This window comes from Bacillus sp. JCM 19034 (assembly GCF_001310635.1).
Lineage (GTDB): Bacteria > Bacillota > Bacilli > Bacillales > Bacillaceae_D > Halalkalibacter.
This window is the reverse complement of record NZ_BAXR01000002.1, coordinates 41,153-59,513: the sequence shown is the minus strand read 5'-3', so window position 1 is coordinate 59,513 and position 18,361 is coordinate 41,153. Positions and strand designations below refer to the sequence as shown.

The 18,361-nt window shown below is 38.2% G+C and carries 15 protein-coding genes; 3 read left to right on the top strand and 12 right to left on the bottom strand.

The features are described from left to right. Positions 1-77 precede the first annotated feature (77 nt). The 12 genes from JCM19034_RS03760 to JCM19034_RS03700 all read right to left on the bottom strand — a co-directional run bounded on the left by JCM19034_RS03760 (position 78) and on the right by JCM19034_RS03700 (position 16,385). Positions 78-2,132 (bottom strand): hypothetical protein, encoded by a 2,055-nt coding sequence (locus JCM19034_RS03760; RefSeq protein ID WP_062047441.1) that lies wholly within the window; start codon positions 2,130-2,132, stop codon positions 78-80. Between the two features lie 134 nt (positions 2,133-2,266). After that, a complete protein-coding gene (locus JCM19034_RS03755; RefSeq protein ID WP_062047439.1) occupies positions 2,267-3,646 on the bottom strand; it encodes a metallophosphoesterase in 1,380 nt (459 codons plus the stop codon). Next, the gene (locus tag JCM19034_RS03750) at positions 3,637-4,461 is read right to left on the bottom strand and encodes a fibronectin type III domain-containing protein (RefSeq protein ID WP_062047437.1); all 825 of its coding nucleotides are present in this window, start codon (positions 4,459-4,461) and stop codon (positions 3,637-3,639) included. Before JCM19034_RS03750 ends, JCM19034_RS03755 begins: the two co-directional genes overlap by 10 nt. A gap of 627 nt (positions 4,462-5,088) precedes the next feature. Next, positions 5,089-6,651, bottom strand: a complete 1,563-nt coding sequence (locus JCM19034_RS03740) for an Ig-like domain-containing protein (RefSeq protein WP_062047433.1) — start codon at positions 6,649-6,651, stop codon at positions 5,089-5,091. Beyond that, on the bottom strand, positions 6,648-7,739 hold the full coding sequence (locus tag JCM19034_RS03735) for an Ig-like domain-containing protein (RefSeq protein ID WP_062047432.1): 1,092 nt from the start codon (positions 7,737-7,739) through the stop codon (positions 6,648-6,650). Before JCM19034_RS03735 ends, JCM19034_RS03740 begins: the two co-directional genes overlap by 4 nt. Continuing rightward, entirely contained in the window at positions 7,706-8,110 is a 405-nt protein-coding gene (locus JCM19034_RS03730) for an Ig-like domain-containing protein (RefSeq protein ID WP_231686823.1), read from the bottom strand. Before JCM19034_RS03730 ends, JCM19034_RS03735 begins: the two co-directional genes overlap by 34 nt. Before the next feature lie 38 nt (positions 8,111-8,148). Further along, a complete protein-coding gene (locus JCM19034_RS03725) occupies positions 8,149-12,384 on the bottom strand; it encodes an Ig-like domain-containing protein (protein WP_062047430.1) in 4,236 nt (1,411 codons plus the stop codon). A gap of 74 nt (positions 12,385-12,458) precedes the next feature. Further along, positions 12,459-13,745, bottom strand: a complete 1,287-nt coding sequence (locus JCM19034_RS03720) for a hypothetical protein (RefSeq protein ID WP_062047429.1) — start codon at positions 13,743-13,745, stop codon at positions 12,459-12,461. A 66-nt stretch (positions 13,746-13,811) separates the two neighbouring features. Beyond that, a complete protein-coding gene (locus JCM19034_RS03715; RefSeq protein WP_062047428.1) occupies positions 13,812-14,234 on the bottom strand; it encodes a hypothetical protein in 423 nt (140 codons plus the stop codon). 53 nt (positions 14,235-14,287) lie between these two features. Further along, complete coding sequence (locus JCM19034_RS03710; RefSeq protein WP_062047427.1) at positions 14,288-14,491, bottom strand: hypothetical protein; 204 nt, start codon at positions 14,489-14,491, stop codon at positions 14,288-14,290. Positions 14,492-14,834: 343 nt separating this feature from the next. Continuing rightward, positions 14,835-15,629 carry a DUF2935 domain-containing protein gene (locus JCM19034_RS03705; RefSeq protein WP_062047425.1) on the bottom strand — a complete coding sequence of 265 codons (795 nt, stop codon included), beginning with the start codon at positions 15,627-15,629 and terminating at the stop codon, positions 14,835-14,837. Positions 15,630-15,827: 198 nt separating this feature from the next. After that, the gene (locus JCM19034_RS03700) at positions 15,828-16,385 is read right to left on the bottom strand and encodes a dihydrofolate reductase family protein (protein WP_062047423.1); all 558 of its coding nucleotides are present in this window, start codon (positions 16,383-16,385) and stop codon (positions 15,828-15,830) included. A gap of 148 nt (positions 16,386-16,533) precedes the next feature. Here JCM19034_RS03700 and JCM19034_RS03695 point away from each other — a divergent pair, with 148 nt between their 5' ends. Genes JCM19034_RS03695 through JCM19034_RS03685 form a run of 3 tightly spaced genes read left to right on the top strand, consistent with a single transcriptional unit; the run spans position 16,534 to position 18,361 of the window. Further along, complete coding sequence (locus JCM19034_RS03695) at positions 16,534-16,950, top strand: VOC family protein (protein WP_197276338.1); 417 nt, start codon at positions 16,534-16,536, stop codon at positions 16,948-16,950. After that, a complete protein-coding gene (locus JCM19034_RS03690) occupies positions 16,951-17,733 on the top strand; it encodes a DNA alkylation repair protein (RefSeq protein ID WP_062047419.1) in 783 nt (260 codons plus the stop codon). 34 nt (positions 17,734-17,767) lie between these two features. Beyond that, complete coding sequence (locus JCM19034_RS03685; RefSeq protein WP_062047417.1) at positions 17,768-18,361, top strand: TetR/AcrR family transcriptional regulator; 594 nt, start codon at positions 17,768-17,770, stop codon at positions 18,359-18,361.

The window sequence follows — 18,361 nt, the reverse complement described above, 5'->3', positions numbered from 1 at the left end:
GCTCGTCTCCCGGTTGCTCGATTCCTGGTTGCTTATCTCCCGGTTGATCGTCTCCCGGTTGATCGGTTCCTGGTTGCTTATCTCCCGGTTGCTCGTCTCTCGGTTGCTCGTTCCTGGTTGCTTATCTCCCGGTTGCTCATCTCCCGGTTGCTCATCTCTCGGTTGTTCATCTCTCGGTTGTTCATCTCTCGGTTGTTCATCTCTCGGTTGCTCATCTCTCGGTTGCTCTCTCCCGGTTGCTCGTCTCCCGGTTGCTCGTCTCCCGGTTGCTCGTCTCCCGGTGTTTCTACATCTTCTAGAACAGTGAAGATACTAAAATGGTTAGTAACGGCTGTTACAAAGCCATCTTGATATTCCCCGCCAATAATCTCCCATTCATCATTAGCGTTAAGTGTATAAACGTTTAATGCGTTTGTATCTGTAACTTCATCTACATTAACTCGGAACGTTAATGTAATTCCTTCTGCTTCAAATGTAGAAACAACAACATCGCCATCTTTAATAGTGAAGTCATATACATCACTGATAGGATTATCAATGTTAGTTACATTTTCTACACTGATCGTTAGGCTCTCATTATTTACGAAGTTACTCATTGGGATAATGAGCATTACTTCCTCATTTATTACTTCTACTCTTATATTCTTACTTACTAATTCTGCCAATTGCTCGTTTGTCAAGGAAATGTCCACTTTAGAGCTATCATATTCAGATAGATCAACAACAAGCGTACCTTCATTATCTACTAAAATCACAGATTCATCACTGACATTAACGATGTCATCAGTAATTGTTACACTTGCGTCTACACGTTTTTGCTTTTGACGATGTTCTACCGGTAAAGGCATCGACCACGTTACAGCAAAGTTGTTATCATACGGTTGTGCAAACTCATGAACTTCAGAAGCAAATCCGTTTACAAGTTGAATAATCATTTTATCAACAGATTGATCCTCTATTAAGTCTTGAATAAGAGGTTCTAGTAGTTCACCCGTATTGACAAAACCCACAATTGCCTTCAAATTACTTCCAAGAGCAAGTTCAAGAGCAGGTTTAGCTATAAAACCTAAAAAGCCTCCTCCCTCTAAAATCCTACTAATTGATGGATCATATTTTAGATTTTCTGCAATTTCTTCAATTGCTTCGTCTAATAAAGGGATAAGGTTGCTCACCATGTTATCAATCACTTGTCCTGAATTAACAGCTTCGATTCCTTCTTTCACCCAATCTTCAGTATTTTCCAATCGATGGGTTTCATCCCCTTCTAGATGACTACTATAAAGATAGTTGATTAAATCTCCAACAGTTTTATTAGGGTCACTCTCCACATCTAATTCTGTATCAAGAAGCATTGCACCAGCTTCCCCAACTAGACTTTCAAAGTATGACGTATCTTGAATATATTTCTCATCTAATTGTGCAACAAGATTATCGACAACTAACTTCAAGTTTTCAGCAGTTATATGAAAATTAGCACCTAAAGCACTTAAAATGAGTCTATTTTGTTCGGTGTTATAATAAATGTTTGCAATACCAGCTAATTCTAATCCTTCTTCTGGACTTGAACCTAGTAAATCCGGTAAAGAGTCAACAATAAATTCTCCAGCAGTTGTTCCAATTAGGAGATCAAGAAGACTTACAAGACCTTGTTCTTGATACTGTTTAAAGAAAGCACTGTCAAACAGATTAACTGCTAACCCTTCAATTAGCTCTGGAGTAACCATAAGTTGATTACCATACTCTTTTAAATCTTCAATCGGTTCACCAGTTGTAGGATCAATATATTGTACATTCGTGATTGTATCCGTTCTAACGACTAACGATTCCTGACGTGTATCACCTTCAACAATTTCATTCGTAAACACCATTGTACGATATGGTGATGGGAAAGAAACTGGCGAACCTGTTTCAATATCAAAAAGCGTATTACCATCTTTTGTCGTTATTTTAGCAACATCGTTCGCATGACCATGACCAGTAAACACATAACGAAGACCCGCATCTGCTAATTCTTCTGCAGGGGTTTTTCCAGTAATAGGATCAACTACATCCCAATTATCAATAATGTAATCAGAAAATAATGTCTGTTGTCCATCATAATGTAAAATTACCCCATGATGTGCTAATAACATAACGGAATCTAAACGCTCGTTCGCTGCTTCAATTTCCTTTATTGCCCAATCTAATAAAGGTCTTGTAATGACGCCACCCGTCTCTTGAATATTCTGACCACTATCGGTAACATCAGCACTATGCTTGGTCGTATCTAACCAATGATCGTTAAGCCCTTTTTCCCTTCATTTTCACCAATGTCAACCCGGTAGGAATAAGATAAACTACCATGAACAAATTCCTGATTAGGCATAATTTGTTGTATATCAGCTAAATACTTTTGATATAAATGTGATTCTGCATAGTAGTTAATTTCCCCATTTCCCATTAATCCACTTTCATAATAAAGCTCTCTAAACTGAGATGGAGTAGCTGTTTCTACAGTTGGAGCTTCCCTCCAGTTATCTACATCGTCTGCTTGTGAAAAGTCCCTACCATTTAAATTAAGTAAATCATGGTTTCCTGGAACGACAAAAACGTGGAAATCTTTACCTTCTGCTTCAATTTCTTCTTGTAGCTTTGTTAATTCCTCAGCAACGTATTGATGGCCTTGTAATTCTCCATCTTTCGTTAAATCACCAGGCATCAATAAGATCGATGAATTACTTTCCTTTACATTTATTAAAGAGGCATCAAAAATCGCTTGAGACTCCGCAAACATTTTTCGGTCAGTATTTAAAGCGGATTCAAAGGCAGCATTATTGCCAACCATGCTTTCTATTAATACATGCGAATCCGAGATAACATTGATCTTTACTTGAGAGTTTGAATCAAGCTCTGTCGGTAACTCCACATTCGGAACTACCTCTCCCATTGTCCCATTTTGTTTTGAATTATCTTCTGGAGTTTCTGGTTGTTCTGGTTGTTCTGGTTGTTCTGGTTGTTCTGGTTGTTCTGGTTGTTCTGGTTGTTCCGGTTGTTCCGGTTGTTCCGGTTGTTCCGGCTGTTCCGGCTGTTCTGTTTCTCCGTCATCACCTGAATTAGGATCTTCTTGTTCTTCTTCAGGTGGTTGGAAAGAAGGATCCTTTACAATTGTATACGTATCGAAAACTTCCATCGTATCGGTTATATAAGCTGTTATAGTGAACGTATTATCTGTTACTTCTACATGTGAAAAAGTAGGAACTCTTAACTGTGAAACAAATGCTTCGTGTGGAGCAGGTGGCTTTAAAGTATAATATTTACTGCCACTAGCGGAGTTGTTCGTAATATATAACGTGCCTGTTGGATTCACAACTCTTCCCAATGAATCGTAATTTTGGTCAATCTGAGGTTGATCGCCTAACATATGATGAGATCGCGTATAGGAATGGTCATGCCCCCCTAAAACAACATCAATTTCAAGCTCATCAAAAATAGGAAACAAATTAGCTCTTAAGTCTGCTGTTGAACTTCTAGTTGAATGACTAGCAGAGCTATAAATTGACTGGTGGTTAATAACGATTTTCCAATCAGTATCTGGATGGGCTGCAATCGCTTCTTCCATAAAAGCTTTATGGCCTGCACCACTTCGTGCATTTGTATTCAAAGCCATAAATAGTGTATTTCCGTAAGTATAGTAGTAATTCCTCCAGCAACAGTAGAAATGTACTCTGGTTTATGATTAGGGGTATTAAAATGATACTGATAGTTTATAGAATTGTCATGATTTCCTTGAACCGTAGCAACTGCATAATTTTTTAATGGCTCTGGTGTAAAATAACCATCATAATGTCTTTCATTTGTCGCTACTTCTACCTGATCACCTACAGATACTAAGAAATTCGCATTTGGAAATTCTCTCACTGCTGTAGTTACAGTTTTATTCCAACCAATCGTATCTGCGGTTACATTCCCTGCACCAATTTGTGGATCCCCGAACATAAGGAAATCAAAGCCACCCTCAGTAGAATGTGTCTGAAAGTCATACACCGGGCTCCAATTCTCTTCGTTCCCATCACCTAAACGATACACATACTGTTCATTTGGAACAAGATCTGTAACGGTTACTTTATTCGAGGAAAAACCTGCTACAGCATCTGTTGCGGTGCCAGTATATGTACTTGCTGCTTCTACAGGAAACTCGTCCCCTGTCATTTCAGTTTTCGTAGCAAATTGTACAACAGTTGCCTCTGGATCTTTTGGAGAATACCATGCAAAATTAAGCTCCGACTCATTACGGCCAGGTGTAATAGCTATTCCAGAAATAGTATACTCACTAGCCTCTGATTCCGTACTTTGCACCACTATTTCTTCATCTTCTTGGCTAAATTCTATTTCTTCATTTGCTGAAACATTTAAACCACTAAAGAAAGAACTAAAGAGAATAATTAATGTTAAAAATAGGGCACTTAACTTCTTCGTCCTCATGTTTATGAACCTCCAACTTAGTTTTTGACAGAATCTAAACATTCAAATTGATAGATTTGTCTATACAATTGTAAGGTGATTCTATTAAGGGAAAATTAAACAAATGTAAATACTATGTTGAAAATTGCTAGGTACTGTCAAAATTGTGTGTATTCTTCATAATAATGAGGTAAATCCTTATCATGTAGATTATTTTCCGATGATAATACTTCTATTTGATCCTTTTTGAACAAAAATACTATTCCTGTTTCTATCGTATTACATAGTTTTTAAATTTTTTACTTCCTCTTATTGATATTTAAAAGTTGTTGTTTCTTAAACCTAAATATAATAAATTACAAAAGCCATCGTATTCCTAAAATTAGGCGACTTTCGCTTTTAAGGAGGATGATTTATATGAATATAAATCACTCAGACCGAAGACAAAACGCCTATGAGAAGTTGATTCTCAAAGGCGTTTTTACGTTAATTCGTCTATTTACTGTTCGTGATACTGGTGGATGTGTGTTTCCTCAGTGCCAGTTGGATCATAAACAAGCATCGCCTGCATTGAACTTTTTCCCTTCGGTCCACTGCAGCAAGCTGCCCTTTCTTGAGCCCCCATAACTAATCATAATAATATTGAGTCTATTCCTGTTTCGATCCCATTCGTTGCTTTCTTTTCCATAAAAGCATAACTTTACTTGCCAAGACTAAAAATAATCCGATTACTAAAAATGAGAAATATGGAGTTGCTGTTTTTGGTAATGTATCGTTATCTTCATTAAAACTCGGCAATCTATTATCCTCATTGTCTCTTCTGACAAACTCTTGATCTTTAATAGTAGGTTTATCCCCATCAGGAATAGGATCTACAGGATCAGGATCAGGATCAAGATCCTGATCACGTTCAATTGGATCGTCCTTTTCGGAAACGATAACAGTTTGTATCGCCTGAACATTATAAAGGTTCAATATTCCAGTCAACTGTTGAACGACTCCAGTGAATTGATACGAACCTGCTCTCGTTCCATCATACAGAGGCTCACCATCGTTCCACGTTACTCCTAAGTCGATTGTCTCGCCGTTGCTTAAAACGACTTCAATCTGCAATGGTAACTCTAACTCCGATCGTTGCGTTCCATTTTTCACTTGTAAATCGTCTAATTCACTTATTTCCAAGATATAAGGTTGATTAACTTCCACCTCGACGATCGCGTTCATATTTTGTGGATTTTTTATACCATTAATCTGTTCCAATGTACCTTTAAATGTATACGTACCAGCTTGCATACCATCGTATGGTGGTTCACTTTCCTCCCATGTAACTTCTACATCCAACACTCCACCGTTATTTAATATGACCTTTGCCTTCCTCGGCAATAGTAGATCTGAAATTGTTGTTCCGTTCTCAACCGTAATAACCCCCATTTTCTCTACTTCAATAATATGAGGTTCGCCAACAACGACCTCTACGATTGGTTGAAGCTGATTCAAATTCGTTACGCCATCGACCAGTTCGAATGTTCCCGTAAATCGATATGCTCCTTCCTTCCTACTTTCGTACTTAGGTTCACTTTCATTCCATTCCACAAATAATTGCAATGTTTCACCGTTGTTTAAAATAACGTCAACCGACTCTGGTAATGGCACTTCACTCTTCTCTGTTCCATTATCAACATGAATTCGGTCTAAACTTTCTACTTCTATAAGGTATGGTTCTTGAACTTCCACATCAAGCGATACCGTTAATTGATGCGGATTCTGGATTTCGTGTGATGGCTTTAATTCACTTGTAAAGATAGATGCAATTGAAGCTGTCATCATACTGAACATACCTTGTTGCTGCGATAACAGTAATGTTCCTGTAAATGTGTACGTTCCGGCTTTTTTCTCATCATATGGAGGATTTCCGTCATCCCACGTTACATCAACTTCTGTCGTTTCACCATTGTTTAATACAACTTTTACCTTTTCCGGTAAACCAAGCTCAGAACGCTTTGTACCGTTCGCCACTTCGATTATTAATGGAATTCCTAATTCCTCTAGATCAGCTACTTCGACAATGATTGGAGAATCTACAATAACATCCATTTCTGCTTGCTTATTAGTAGGGTTTTGAATTTCACCTAGCTGTTCAAGCGTTCCTGTAAATTGATAAGTTCCAGCCACCTTTTCATTATATTCTGGTTTACCGTCATCCCAGTTCACATTAACATGGCTTTCTCGCCATTGTTCAAAAGAACTTCAATCATTTCTGGTAATTCTAGCTCTGATCGTTTCGTTCCGTTTTCTACTTGTATAGGAGCTAATGCTTCTATTTCGGCAATAACAGGTTGATCAACTTCTACCTCGACAGTTGCTTGTAAGTTGTTCGGATTTACTATTTGTAACTCGCTTGACCATTCAAGCGTTCCGATAAATGGATAGGTTCCAGCCTGCATTCCATCATACTGCGGGTCACCTTCATTCCACGTCACATCGACTTTCACCACTTCGCCATTATTTAACGTAATCTCAACCTGCTCTGGTAGCTCTAGTTCAGTACGTTTTGTACCATTTACAACTGTCACTTTTTCTAAGCGTTCAACCGTTGTAATAATCGGGTCACCTACTAGTACCTTAATAGTCGCATGCTTATCATGTATATTTTCAATCTCTCCTAACTGTTCGAGCATCCCTGTGAAATGATAGGCTCCAGCCACCTTTTCATTATAGATAGGTACACCCTCATCCCAATTCACATAAATATTCGCTTTGTCACCATTGTTTAGCATAACCTCAACATACTCTGGTAAATCAAGGTCTTCTCGCTTGATCCCATTGACAACTTGAATGTTATCCAACTGCTCTACTTCAGTGATAAATGGGTTGTCAACTTCTACATCAATGGTTACTGTTACATGATCTGGATTCTGTATCTCTCCGAAATAATTCCCTTCACTTGTGAAAGTCGAAGCAATTGATGACACCAGCGTACTGAACATATTTTGTGATAATGCAAATGTCCCTGTAAACGTGTACGTACCGGCTTTTCTCTCATCATATGGAGGATTTCCGTCATCCCACGTTACAGCGATTTCGGTTACCTCGCCATTGTTTAAAACAACTTCCACTTTTTCTGGCAGCTCAAGCTCTGAACGCTTCGTTCCATTCGCCACACGTTTAACAGCTATATCTCCTAAATCTACCACTTCTACAATGACAGGTGGTTCAACGATGACTTCAACCGTAGCCTGTTTATACTCCGGATTACCAATCTCGTCTAGTTGCTTAAGCGTTCCTGTAAATTGATACACTCCTGGTTTTTTCCTTCATATCTGGGAACACTATCGCTCCATTCCACATCAACCATTGCTAGACCGCCATTATTTAACGTCACTTCAACCTGACTAGGTAATCCGATTTCAGCAAAATCTGTACCGTTTGCTACTTTAATAACTTCTATAACTTCCACTTCCGTAATAACAGGTTGACCTACCTTTACATCCACTACTGCCCGCACGTTTATCGGATTTTCAAGCTCACTTACCTGCTCCAGGCTTCCCGTGAAACGATAGGTTCCAGCTTTTACGCTATTATAGTCCGCACCTCCATCATCCCAAGTCACATTAATGGTCTTTTTCTCACCATTATTTAACGTAACAACAACTTGTTCAGGAAAACGGATTTCAGTTAGCTTCGTTCCATTTTCAACAGGAATGTCTTTTAATTGTTCAACCCTGTGATAAATGGTTTATCAACTTTCACCTCTACTTCAACATGCTTGTTATTTGGATTCTGTACTCCAGTTGGTAATTCCAGCATCCCCGTAAATAAATAGGTACCTGCCTTCATTCCGTCATACGTCGGTTCACCTTTATTCCATGTCACATCTAAATAAACTGTATCGCCGTTATTTAGTGTGACCTCTACTTGCTCTGGGAAAATCAACTCTGAAAGCTCCGTCCCATTTGCAACGTGAATAGCTTCTATCGTACCTACTTCTGTAATAATTGGCTCACCGATAACTACATCAATAGTGGCTACTTTATGTTCTAAATTTTCAATCGCTTCAGGCTGCACCAACGTTCCTGTAAATTGATACACACCGGCTGTCATCTTCTCGTATTCCGGTACACCGTTATTCCAATCTACATATACATCAAGGTCATGACCATTATTTAAGATAACATTAACCTGATCCGGTAAACCAACATCGTTAAGTTCCGTCCCATTTGCTACATGAATCGCATTTAATTGTTCAACCTCTGTTATATATGGTTGTTTAACTTCAACTTCTACTGTCGCCGTAATGTTAGCAGGATTTTTCACTTTTAAAGGCTGCTCAAAATCACTGATAATAAGCGAAGCAACAAAGTTTGTTAATTGTCCAATGATGCCATCTGAGGATTCAAAGCTCCCTGTAAACGTATAAGTTCCAGCCTTCAACTCGTCGTATAAAGGTTCTCCGTTATCCCAGCTCACACCCATTTGTGCAGTCTCACCATTATTTAATGTAACTTGAACTTCGTCAGGTAATGTAAGATCAGCACGTTTCGTTCCATTTTCAACACGAATACTATCTAAAACTTCTACATCGGTTATAAATGGCACATCGACAATAACCTCTACCATTGCAGTTAAATGATTTGGATTTTCAACATCATCTGGAAAATCAACTAAAGTACCGATAAATGTGTACGTTCCAGCTTTAGTTGCTTCATACGGATTGTCTTCATCTGCATGAGTCCATTGCACCTTAATATCCCGTAACTCATCTCCTGGACTTACCGTCACTTGTATCGTTGTTGGCAAGCCAATTTGGCCAATTTCAGTTCCATTGTCCACAGTAATAGGTTGAAACTCTTCTATACTTGAAATCTGGTATGGAAGAACTTCAATTTCATGCGTGCTCACTTCACCGAATAATTGGACAGTTATTTCTCCATTTCCCGGTGCGGTAGCTGTTACCTGCCCATTCTCATCTATGGAGATTAGATCGTCTCCTTTAGTAACTTCATATTCAGCATTACTTGTTCCATCAAATGACCCTTCTTCATGATGGGCAGTGACGGATATTTGCGTGCTGTTACCAATCTGTAACGTTAATGAATCAAGTTTCACTTCTACTGACTCCAATGAATTTTCCCATTGCAAAAATGGAAACACCTGATCATTATAGACGTACCACGTATTCGTAAAATCCCAATTAGTAAATGTACTCAGTTGTTTTAACTCCGCTTCCGTTATAGGAGTACCGTATCCATTGTCTGGATAATCACCACCATACATACTCTTATTCCAATATGAATGTTCAATAATGGCTGAATCATTAGTCAATAAACCGACTAAACCACCAACATTCTCCTCACCAGTTACGATACTGCTAGAATATGATTCACTAATCTTACTATTTTCGTCTCTTCCCAAAAAATAGCCTCCAACTAAACCGCCAATACTATTTCTACCAGAAACTTCGCCTCTAGCATATGATTTTATAATGTTCCCATAATTTATACCAACAAGACCACCACCATTGATATTACTCAATTGAATGGTCGCATGAGCGGCTGATTCACGAATCTTTCCATAATTCAATCCAACCAAACCGCCCACATTACTACTTCCCGACAAGGTTCCTGTTACAGTTGAATTTTCAATACGAGCCGAAGGATAACTATATGCAACTAAGCCACCAATAATGCTATTCCCCTCTATATTTGCGTCTACTAAAGTGACATTTTTAATCACACCCGTATTACCTAATCCGCCAAACAGCCCTTGAACATCTAAACTTCCATCGATTTTTAAACCTTTAATTTCATATCCTTCGCCATTAAACGTACCTTCAAATGCGAGCTGATCATTACCTAGAGGCTCCCAGCTCTCTCCTGAAAGAAACTCTGCTAAATCAATATCATTTCCTAACTTATAATGAGCCCCTAAATCTTCTCTTACAGCATTTAGTTGTTCTGCTGTCGTAATGATATAAGGTTGATCAACTGTTCCATCGCCTTCAGTAAATAGGTCTACAACAGTTACATCAATCGTGCTCACTTCACCATAAAGTGTAACGGTAATAACCGCATGGCCGCTTTCTTTTGCTGTTACAACACCATTATTATCAACGTCAACGATTTGCTCTCCTTCTGTTACTAAATACTCTGCATTTCGCGTTCCATCATAAGTACCTTGTTGATGAGTGGCCGTAACTGAAATGCGACCCATTTTACCGACTTTGATTTCTGATGAGTCTATTTCACTTTCAATTTTTTCAATCGGATTTTCCCACTGTAAAATGGGAAATGTCTGATCATTATAGATGTACCATGTATTTGTAAAATCCCAATTACTAAACGTGCTCAGCTGCTTTAACTCCGCTTCCGTCAGTGGAGTACCTATCTCATTGTCTGGATAATCTCCATTGTATACACTTTTATTCCAATAAGAATGTTCAATATGTGCTGAATCATCCTTGGTGCCGACTAAACCACCAACATTATTATTACCAGTTACGATACTGCTTGAATAGGATTCACTAATTTTGCTAATATTAATGCTCTTTAAATGTTCTCCCACCAAACCTCCGACACGTTGGTCACCAGAAACTCGTCCATTAGCATATGAATTTATAATTTCTCCATAGTTCAAGCCTACAAGGCCACCACTTCTGAAACTTCGTGCTGAAGTTGTAGTAGTTGCGACTGATTCGCTAATCATCCCATAATTTATTCCGACTAAGCCGCCAACATTCATACCCCCTGACACAGTTCCTGTTACAGATGAGTTTTCAATTCTACCTGTTCCTAAATTAATACCAACTAAACCACCAACAGTGGTTCTAGTAGCCTTAATATCTACATCTACTAATGTTACGTTTTTAATCACTCCAGGATCTTTGAGTGCACTAAACAACCCTGAATTTTCCCTAAATTCGTTGTCGAATTGTAATCCTGTAATTTCATAACCGTCACCATCAAATGTACCTATAAATGGAGTACCAGCACGACCTATTGGCTCCCAGCTCTCTCCTGAAAGGTACGCTGCTAAGTCAATATCAGCTCCTAATTGATAATAAGCCTCCAAATTCTCTCTTACACCATCTAATTGTTCTGCTGTCGTAATAATATAAGGATTATCAGCTGTTCCGTCACCTTCCGTAAATAGTGGTTCTACAACTGTTACATCAATTGTGTTCACTTCACCATAAAGTGTAACGGTAATAACAGCCTCACCACTTTCTTTTGCTGTTACAATCCCATTTTGATCTACGTCAACCAATTGATCTCCTTCTGTAACTTCATAGTTAGCGGTACTCGTTCCATCAAAGGAACCTTCTTGATGGTTTGCTGTAACTGTCAGTTGAGCAGTTTCCTCAATCTTCAACTCAGAAGAATCAATGTCTACCTCAACTTCTTCCAATGGGTTTTCCCACTGTAAAATAGGAAACGTCTGATCATTATAAACGTACCATGTATTTGTAGTGTCCCAATCATTATATGTGTTAAATCGTTTTAATTCTTCTTCCGTCAAAGCTGTCCCGAACCCATTATCTAAAGAATCTCCTCTCTGGACACTACTATTCCAATAAGAAGCTTCAATAATCGCTACATCATGCTTTAAACCTACTAAACCTCCAATGTTCTCATGTCCTGTTACTAAACTATTGGAATAGGACTCACTTACTTTTTTGTTGCTCCATGATTGATTTCCTATCAAGCCACCGATATTTCGATGTCCTTCTACGGTACTCTCAGCATATGATTGAACTATAGTATTTTGATTTTGTCCTACTAAACCACCGACATCTAGATTTCCTTTTACAGTAGATTTTGCAAATGATTGACTTATACCATTTCCAGTACTAAGATTCAATCCAACTAACCCACCAATGTAGTCATCACCGTTTACATAGGCTTCAGCGGACGATTGAATAACATCACCATAGTTTTCTCCAATCAATCCACCTACTCTACTAAAACCAAAAACAAGACCTTCAGCATATGTTTGGTTAACATCTCCATGGTTTCTACCAATTAGTCCACCAACATAATATCTTCCCTCAACCGTACCATTGAGCTCACTCCACTAATTTCACCATAATTAAGGCCAACTAATCCACCAATAGAGAAACCTTGATTACTACTAATATCTATACCTTCTAAAGAAACATCCTTAATCACACCGTCTCTACCAAGTACACCAAATAGTCCTTGATTATCTTGTCTAGTGTGATTTCGATTAATCATCAAATTTTTAATCGCATAACCATTTCCATCAAATGTACCATTGAAAGGATTGAAGTTAATATCAATCCCAATCGGTACCCAGCCTTGCCCAAGGCTGTATGCTGATAAATCAATATCATTACCTAATCTGTAATGAGCACCTAAATCATCTCTTACCGCATTTAACTGCTCTGCCGATTCAATAATATAAGGATTTTCCTCAGAACCATCTCCGCCCGCAAATTTCGAAGCAGCCACTACCTCAACGTCAATTGTGCTAACCTCACCATGGAGAGTGACGGTAATAACAGCATTTCCAGTTTCTTTTGCTGTTACAACTCCAGAATCACTCACGTCAACAAGACGCTCTCCTGATGTCACATTAAACTCAGCATTTTCCGTCCCATTATAAGTATCTCGCTCGTGAATCGCCGTAACAGTTAGCTGTCCCTTTTTCCCTATTTCTATTGCGGAGGAGTCGATATCAACCTCTAGCTTTTTAATAGGATCTTCCCAATGTAAGAACGGAAATGTTTGCCCATTATACATATACCACGTATTCGTAAAATCCCATTCACGAAATGTACTTTTCTGTTTCAACTGTTCTTCTGTCATTGGGTCTCCTAAAAGAGCGCCTCCCGGAATTGGATCATATACACTTGTATTCCAATATAAATGTGATTGTTCGAGTTCTTCTATATTAAAAGAACCTGCCAATCCACCTTTTCTACCTGTTGATGCCGTTGTAAATAATCGCTCCATTTTACCGCTATTGATCTGTCCTACTAAGGCTCCAATTGCAAATCCAGACCCTGATACTGTTCCTTTTGAATAAGACTGGGATATAGTGAGACCGTTAATAGCACCAGCTAACCCACCAACATATTCATTCCCTGAGACCACGCTATTAGTGAATGACTGATTAATTATGCCATTATGAAATGCCCCACCAACTAATCCACCAACAGTCATAACTCCTGAAACTGTACCACTTCCAGATGACTTACTTATTATTGAACTATTACTTACTTGTCCAACTAAACCACCGACCCACATTTCACCACTAACACTTCCTGAAATCGTTACATTTTTCAATCGTACCACCCAATTGAAATCCTAGTAATGCACCGACACTGTTATTAGCATGTATATCAACACCTACTAAGTTACATCTTTAATTTCACCGTATACTCCAAGCCTTCCGAATAAACCTTGATTATCTTCTTGCCGATTTATCTTCAAACCAGTAATCACGTAGCCTCGCCCATCAAACGTACCACTAAATTGAAAGGGAGCTCCCCCAATCGGCTTCCACCCCTCACCTGAGCTATAAGCACTCAGGTCAATATCATTCCCTAACTGATAATGTGCGGTTAAATTATTCCTCATTGCGTCTAATTGCTCTGCCGTCTCTATAATATAAGGATTGTCAGCAGTTCCATCGCCACTCGAGAACATTGTAGAACTCACACTTGCTATCTCCATGACGGACTCAGACTCATCCATTTCGGTCATTTGCGCTGTCTTATCCTCTTGTTCCTCGATAACCTCTTGTTCCTTGATATCCTCTTCCTCTACTAACATGCCATCAATGTTAAACTCGCTATCATCATCCTCGTCAATGGACTCCTCATTTTCTAAATCAAATGCAGCTCTACATCTTCATCACTAGAACCTTCTTCAACATCAACCATCAAGTCTTCTTCTTCCTCAATGATCAAGAAATCGCCTCCTCCATCTTCAGCGATGACGATTTCGATCGGGAGAACGCTTGAGTAGATAAGAAGTAGTACTAACCCAATAACGCCGACCTTTTTCATAAAATAACTTAGCTTTCTCATTTTTTCCTTTCTCCTCTCCATTATTTGCGATATAACATTTATGCCTGTAGATTTATGGATAATTGTTGTTTGAACGAAAGGCTTTCATCTTCTCGTTCCATTCAACAAACAATAGGTCTTTTGTTGTATTCATATAATCAAACCGATATATCATTCATCCTACTAACTGAAGTTTAAGTTTTGTTTAAGTTTTTAAAATTTCCTAAAAGAAAATAGCAAAGTATGTAATGAAGCATCGTGTGGTAGTTTTAAAATAGACAAAAATAAAAAGCATTCCTTAAAGTCAAAATAACTTTAAAGAATGCTTTAAATGAAAAAGGAGTTCAAAAGACACATTTTTGTTTTATGATTCTAACCTAGGCTTTGTCGGATCACATTTTGGGTCCTCCACCTCAGTTGTTTCAGCGAGCTTCATTAAATAATAGCACTGCTCTCTCATCATATGATCAGCCATTAAAGGAGCAAATGTCCCCAATGCTTGTTTACTTAACTCTAGCTCCTCGATTTCATCAACAAAGCATTGGAATAGCTGCATCTCAAATGCTACATCTTTATTAAATCGTTCCAGGGCAGGGAATTTTGAAAGGTTTGTACGAAGAAACCCTTTTAATTCCACAGCCTTTAAGTAAAACTCTTCGAATTCTTTCGTAAAAGCCATGCTTTTACCACGAATATCCTTTTCAATTCGATCCATATTATCGGTGATCGCTCCTGCATGACCTGCTGCATCCAGTAACCAAATTAAATGATGATGAAGTTCATGAAACGTCGGTGGTGACTGACCTTTAGTCAAATATTCTAATATGACGAGATATTCATCTAACTCATTCACCATATGGTTAAGAAACGTTGGACCTAACCCAATTTTCACTTTTCCTATTAAATGCTCCCCAATAATGATAAGTTTATAGTCTCTTAGCTTTTGCACTTCCTCCGTGACTATGTTGCTTAAAAGAACAGGATCCTCTGTATTGACATTCACTAACAACTGGTCAAACGCATCGATAAAATAACGTGCTTCCTTAATTTTCTCTGCTTCGCTTGGTGCTAACGCATCGTGAATGAATCGAGCATGATCTCCTAAAACTTGTAACCAAAAGCTATTTTCGAATCTTGCTACCTCTTCAAATGTCTTCATTTTATCGATCCCTCCTTTACCTTCTCACCCAAACTTATCGCATAGGTAGGGATTTTATGTCTGTCCAGGTAAAACAAAGTTCTTGTTGAAGCGTTCACTATTCACGTTCATCAGCACTTGCCCCGTAATACTTAATAGTCGCAAATAAACACCATTGACCACGGAAGTTCTAACTGTTCATCATTCCATTTTTCTAGATCATATCGCCTTATAAATTAGCAGCACGTTTCCACATTGAAATGATTCTGTTTTTACAAGTTCAATCGCTTGTGGCCTTTCTTTAAATAATGGTTGACCATCACCTAATACAACCGGATTAACGATGATTCGATATTCATCAATAACGTTATGCTTAATCAATGTTGCAGCTAGTGTAGATCCTGCAAGTAACACGATATTCTTCCCTCCTCTTTTCTTCATATCTATAACTTCATCAATAATATTTTCCTTTACGATTCGAGCGTTCCACGTTGCCTCGTTTAACGTACGAGAGTAAACAACTTTATTCAGTGAATTCATTTTGCTAGCAAAATTACGATGCTCTTTAGAATGATCCATATTCTTCTCTGCTTCCGGCCAATAATCAATCATCATTTCATACGCTTTTCGACCATAGAGTAATTCATCACATCCTTCTAAAAAATCAGCCATATACGCTTGCATTTCATCGTCCCAAATATGCCACGATATATCTTTATCCCTCGTTTCTATAAATCCATCTAAGGACATAACCATCGACAAAATCAGCTTCCTCATCCATTTTCATCCTCTCATTAATAATCTATTGCTTCCTACCTTATACTAACAAGAAACATAGATTCAGGATTTCTTATATATTGCCTATTTACATACATACTGTATGTATGTTAAAATCATTATACACGATCCTAAGGAGGTTTAAATGATGAATAGCTTTTATCCCGTAATTTTAACGAATAGCATTGAAGAAACTAGCTTATTTTATCAAACACATTTTGACTTTAAGCCAATTTTTGAAGCAGATTGGTATGTAAGTTTGCAAAAGGGAACCTTTGAACTGGCTTTACTAAACCACAGCCACCCGACCATACCGGAAGGATTTCGAGCAATAACAGAAGGTCTTATACTCAATTTTGAAGTCGATGATGTTGATAAGCTTTATGAAGATTTAATTCTCAAGCAAAAACTACCTTTACATTTAGATATCCGTGATGAATCATTCGGTCAGCGTCACTTTATTACGAGCGATCCAAACGGTACATTGTTAGACATTATTAAAGTGATACCACCAGATGAAACGTATAATAAGCATTACAATGAAAACATTTGGGATGAAAAATAAATGGCACAATCAATCGCATTGAAAAATTATTTTAATGAAGACCTTGCTCACCATCTTTCAACGCTGATTGTCGCACATCACCCTTCATTTCCTGCGAATTCTTTTATTCGATCCGTTGAGAAGCAAGTCACTCCACTCGAATTAAAAGGAAGGGTAGCTGTTATTAGTCAAGCATTGAGGGAACATTTACCTCACGAATATCCAGTTGCACTATCGATTTTGTTAAACATCCTTGGACCGGAAAATGAAACAGAGGAAGGGATGTTTACAAATGGTTATTTTCTTATGCCTGTTGCTCACTTTGTAGAGGTCTATGGTCTTAATGACCAACATCAATCACTACATGCACTCTATGAAATTACGAAACGACATACATCCGAATATGCGATACGACCGTACATTACAAACAGTCCAGATCAAACGTACATAGTGTTACAACGCTGGCTAACCGATTCAAATTCGCATGTACGGCGTCTTGTAAGTGAAGGAACTCGCCCACGTCTTCCTTGGGCCAAGAAGATTAATGTGATAAAAAATGATGTTACTAATCATTTCCACCTACTAGAGCCATTACTAAATGATCCATCGCCTTACGTCCGAAAGTCAGTTGCAAACCATATAAATGATTTATCTAAAAGCCATACAGAACAAACAGTAAACTGGCTTGAGACAATCATCAATGGAGACAAGCCCTATCATCACAAAATAGTACAACATGGTTTAAGAACTCTCATAAAACAAAAAAATGACAAGGCCCTTGACTTCTTAAATAAACTCATGTAAATCATAAGTAAGTTAATTAAAGGAGTCTCACCCCATGAAAAGAACAAAAGAAGAAGCGGAAGTAACAATAGAGAACCTCATTTCAATTGCCCGCAAACAATTTACGTTACGAGGCTATCACAAAACGTCTTTGGAGGATCTTGTAAAAGAGGCAGGTGTAACGAGAGGAGCACTTTACCATCACTTTAAAAATAAAAAAGGACTTTTTCTCACCGTTTTTGAAAGAATACAATTGGAAATTGCAGAACAGGTTGAGAGCGAAGCAGCCAAAAGTACTGATGTCTGGAGGCAATTATTAAATGGATGTCAAGCGTTTATTATGTCTGCCATAAAAGAAGACAACCGGCAAATCTTATTAATTGATGGTCCCGCCGTTCTAGGTTGGGAAACATGGCGACAAATGGATGAATCGTATTCAATGAAGTCTCTATATGAGCAGCTTCATTTGATGCAAGCAGCAGGTCACCTAAGACCAACATCGATTGAAGCTCTTACTCATATTCTATCTGGTGCAATGAATGAATCAGCCTTATGGCTAGCTCAGCAGTCAGATTACAAATCAAAGCTTGAGGATGTTATGAACGTTCTAACTCAAACAATCTACACATTTAAAAAAGAGGAAAGCTAA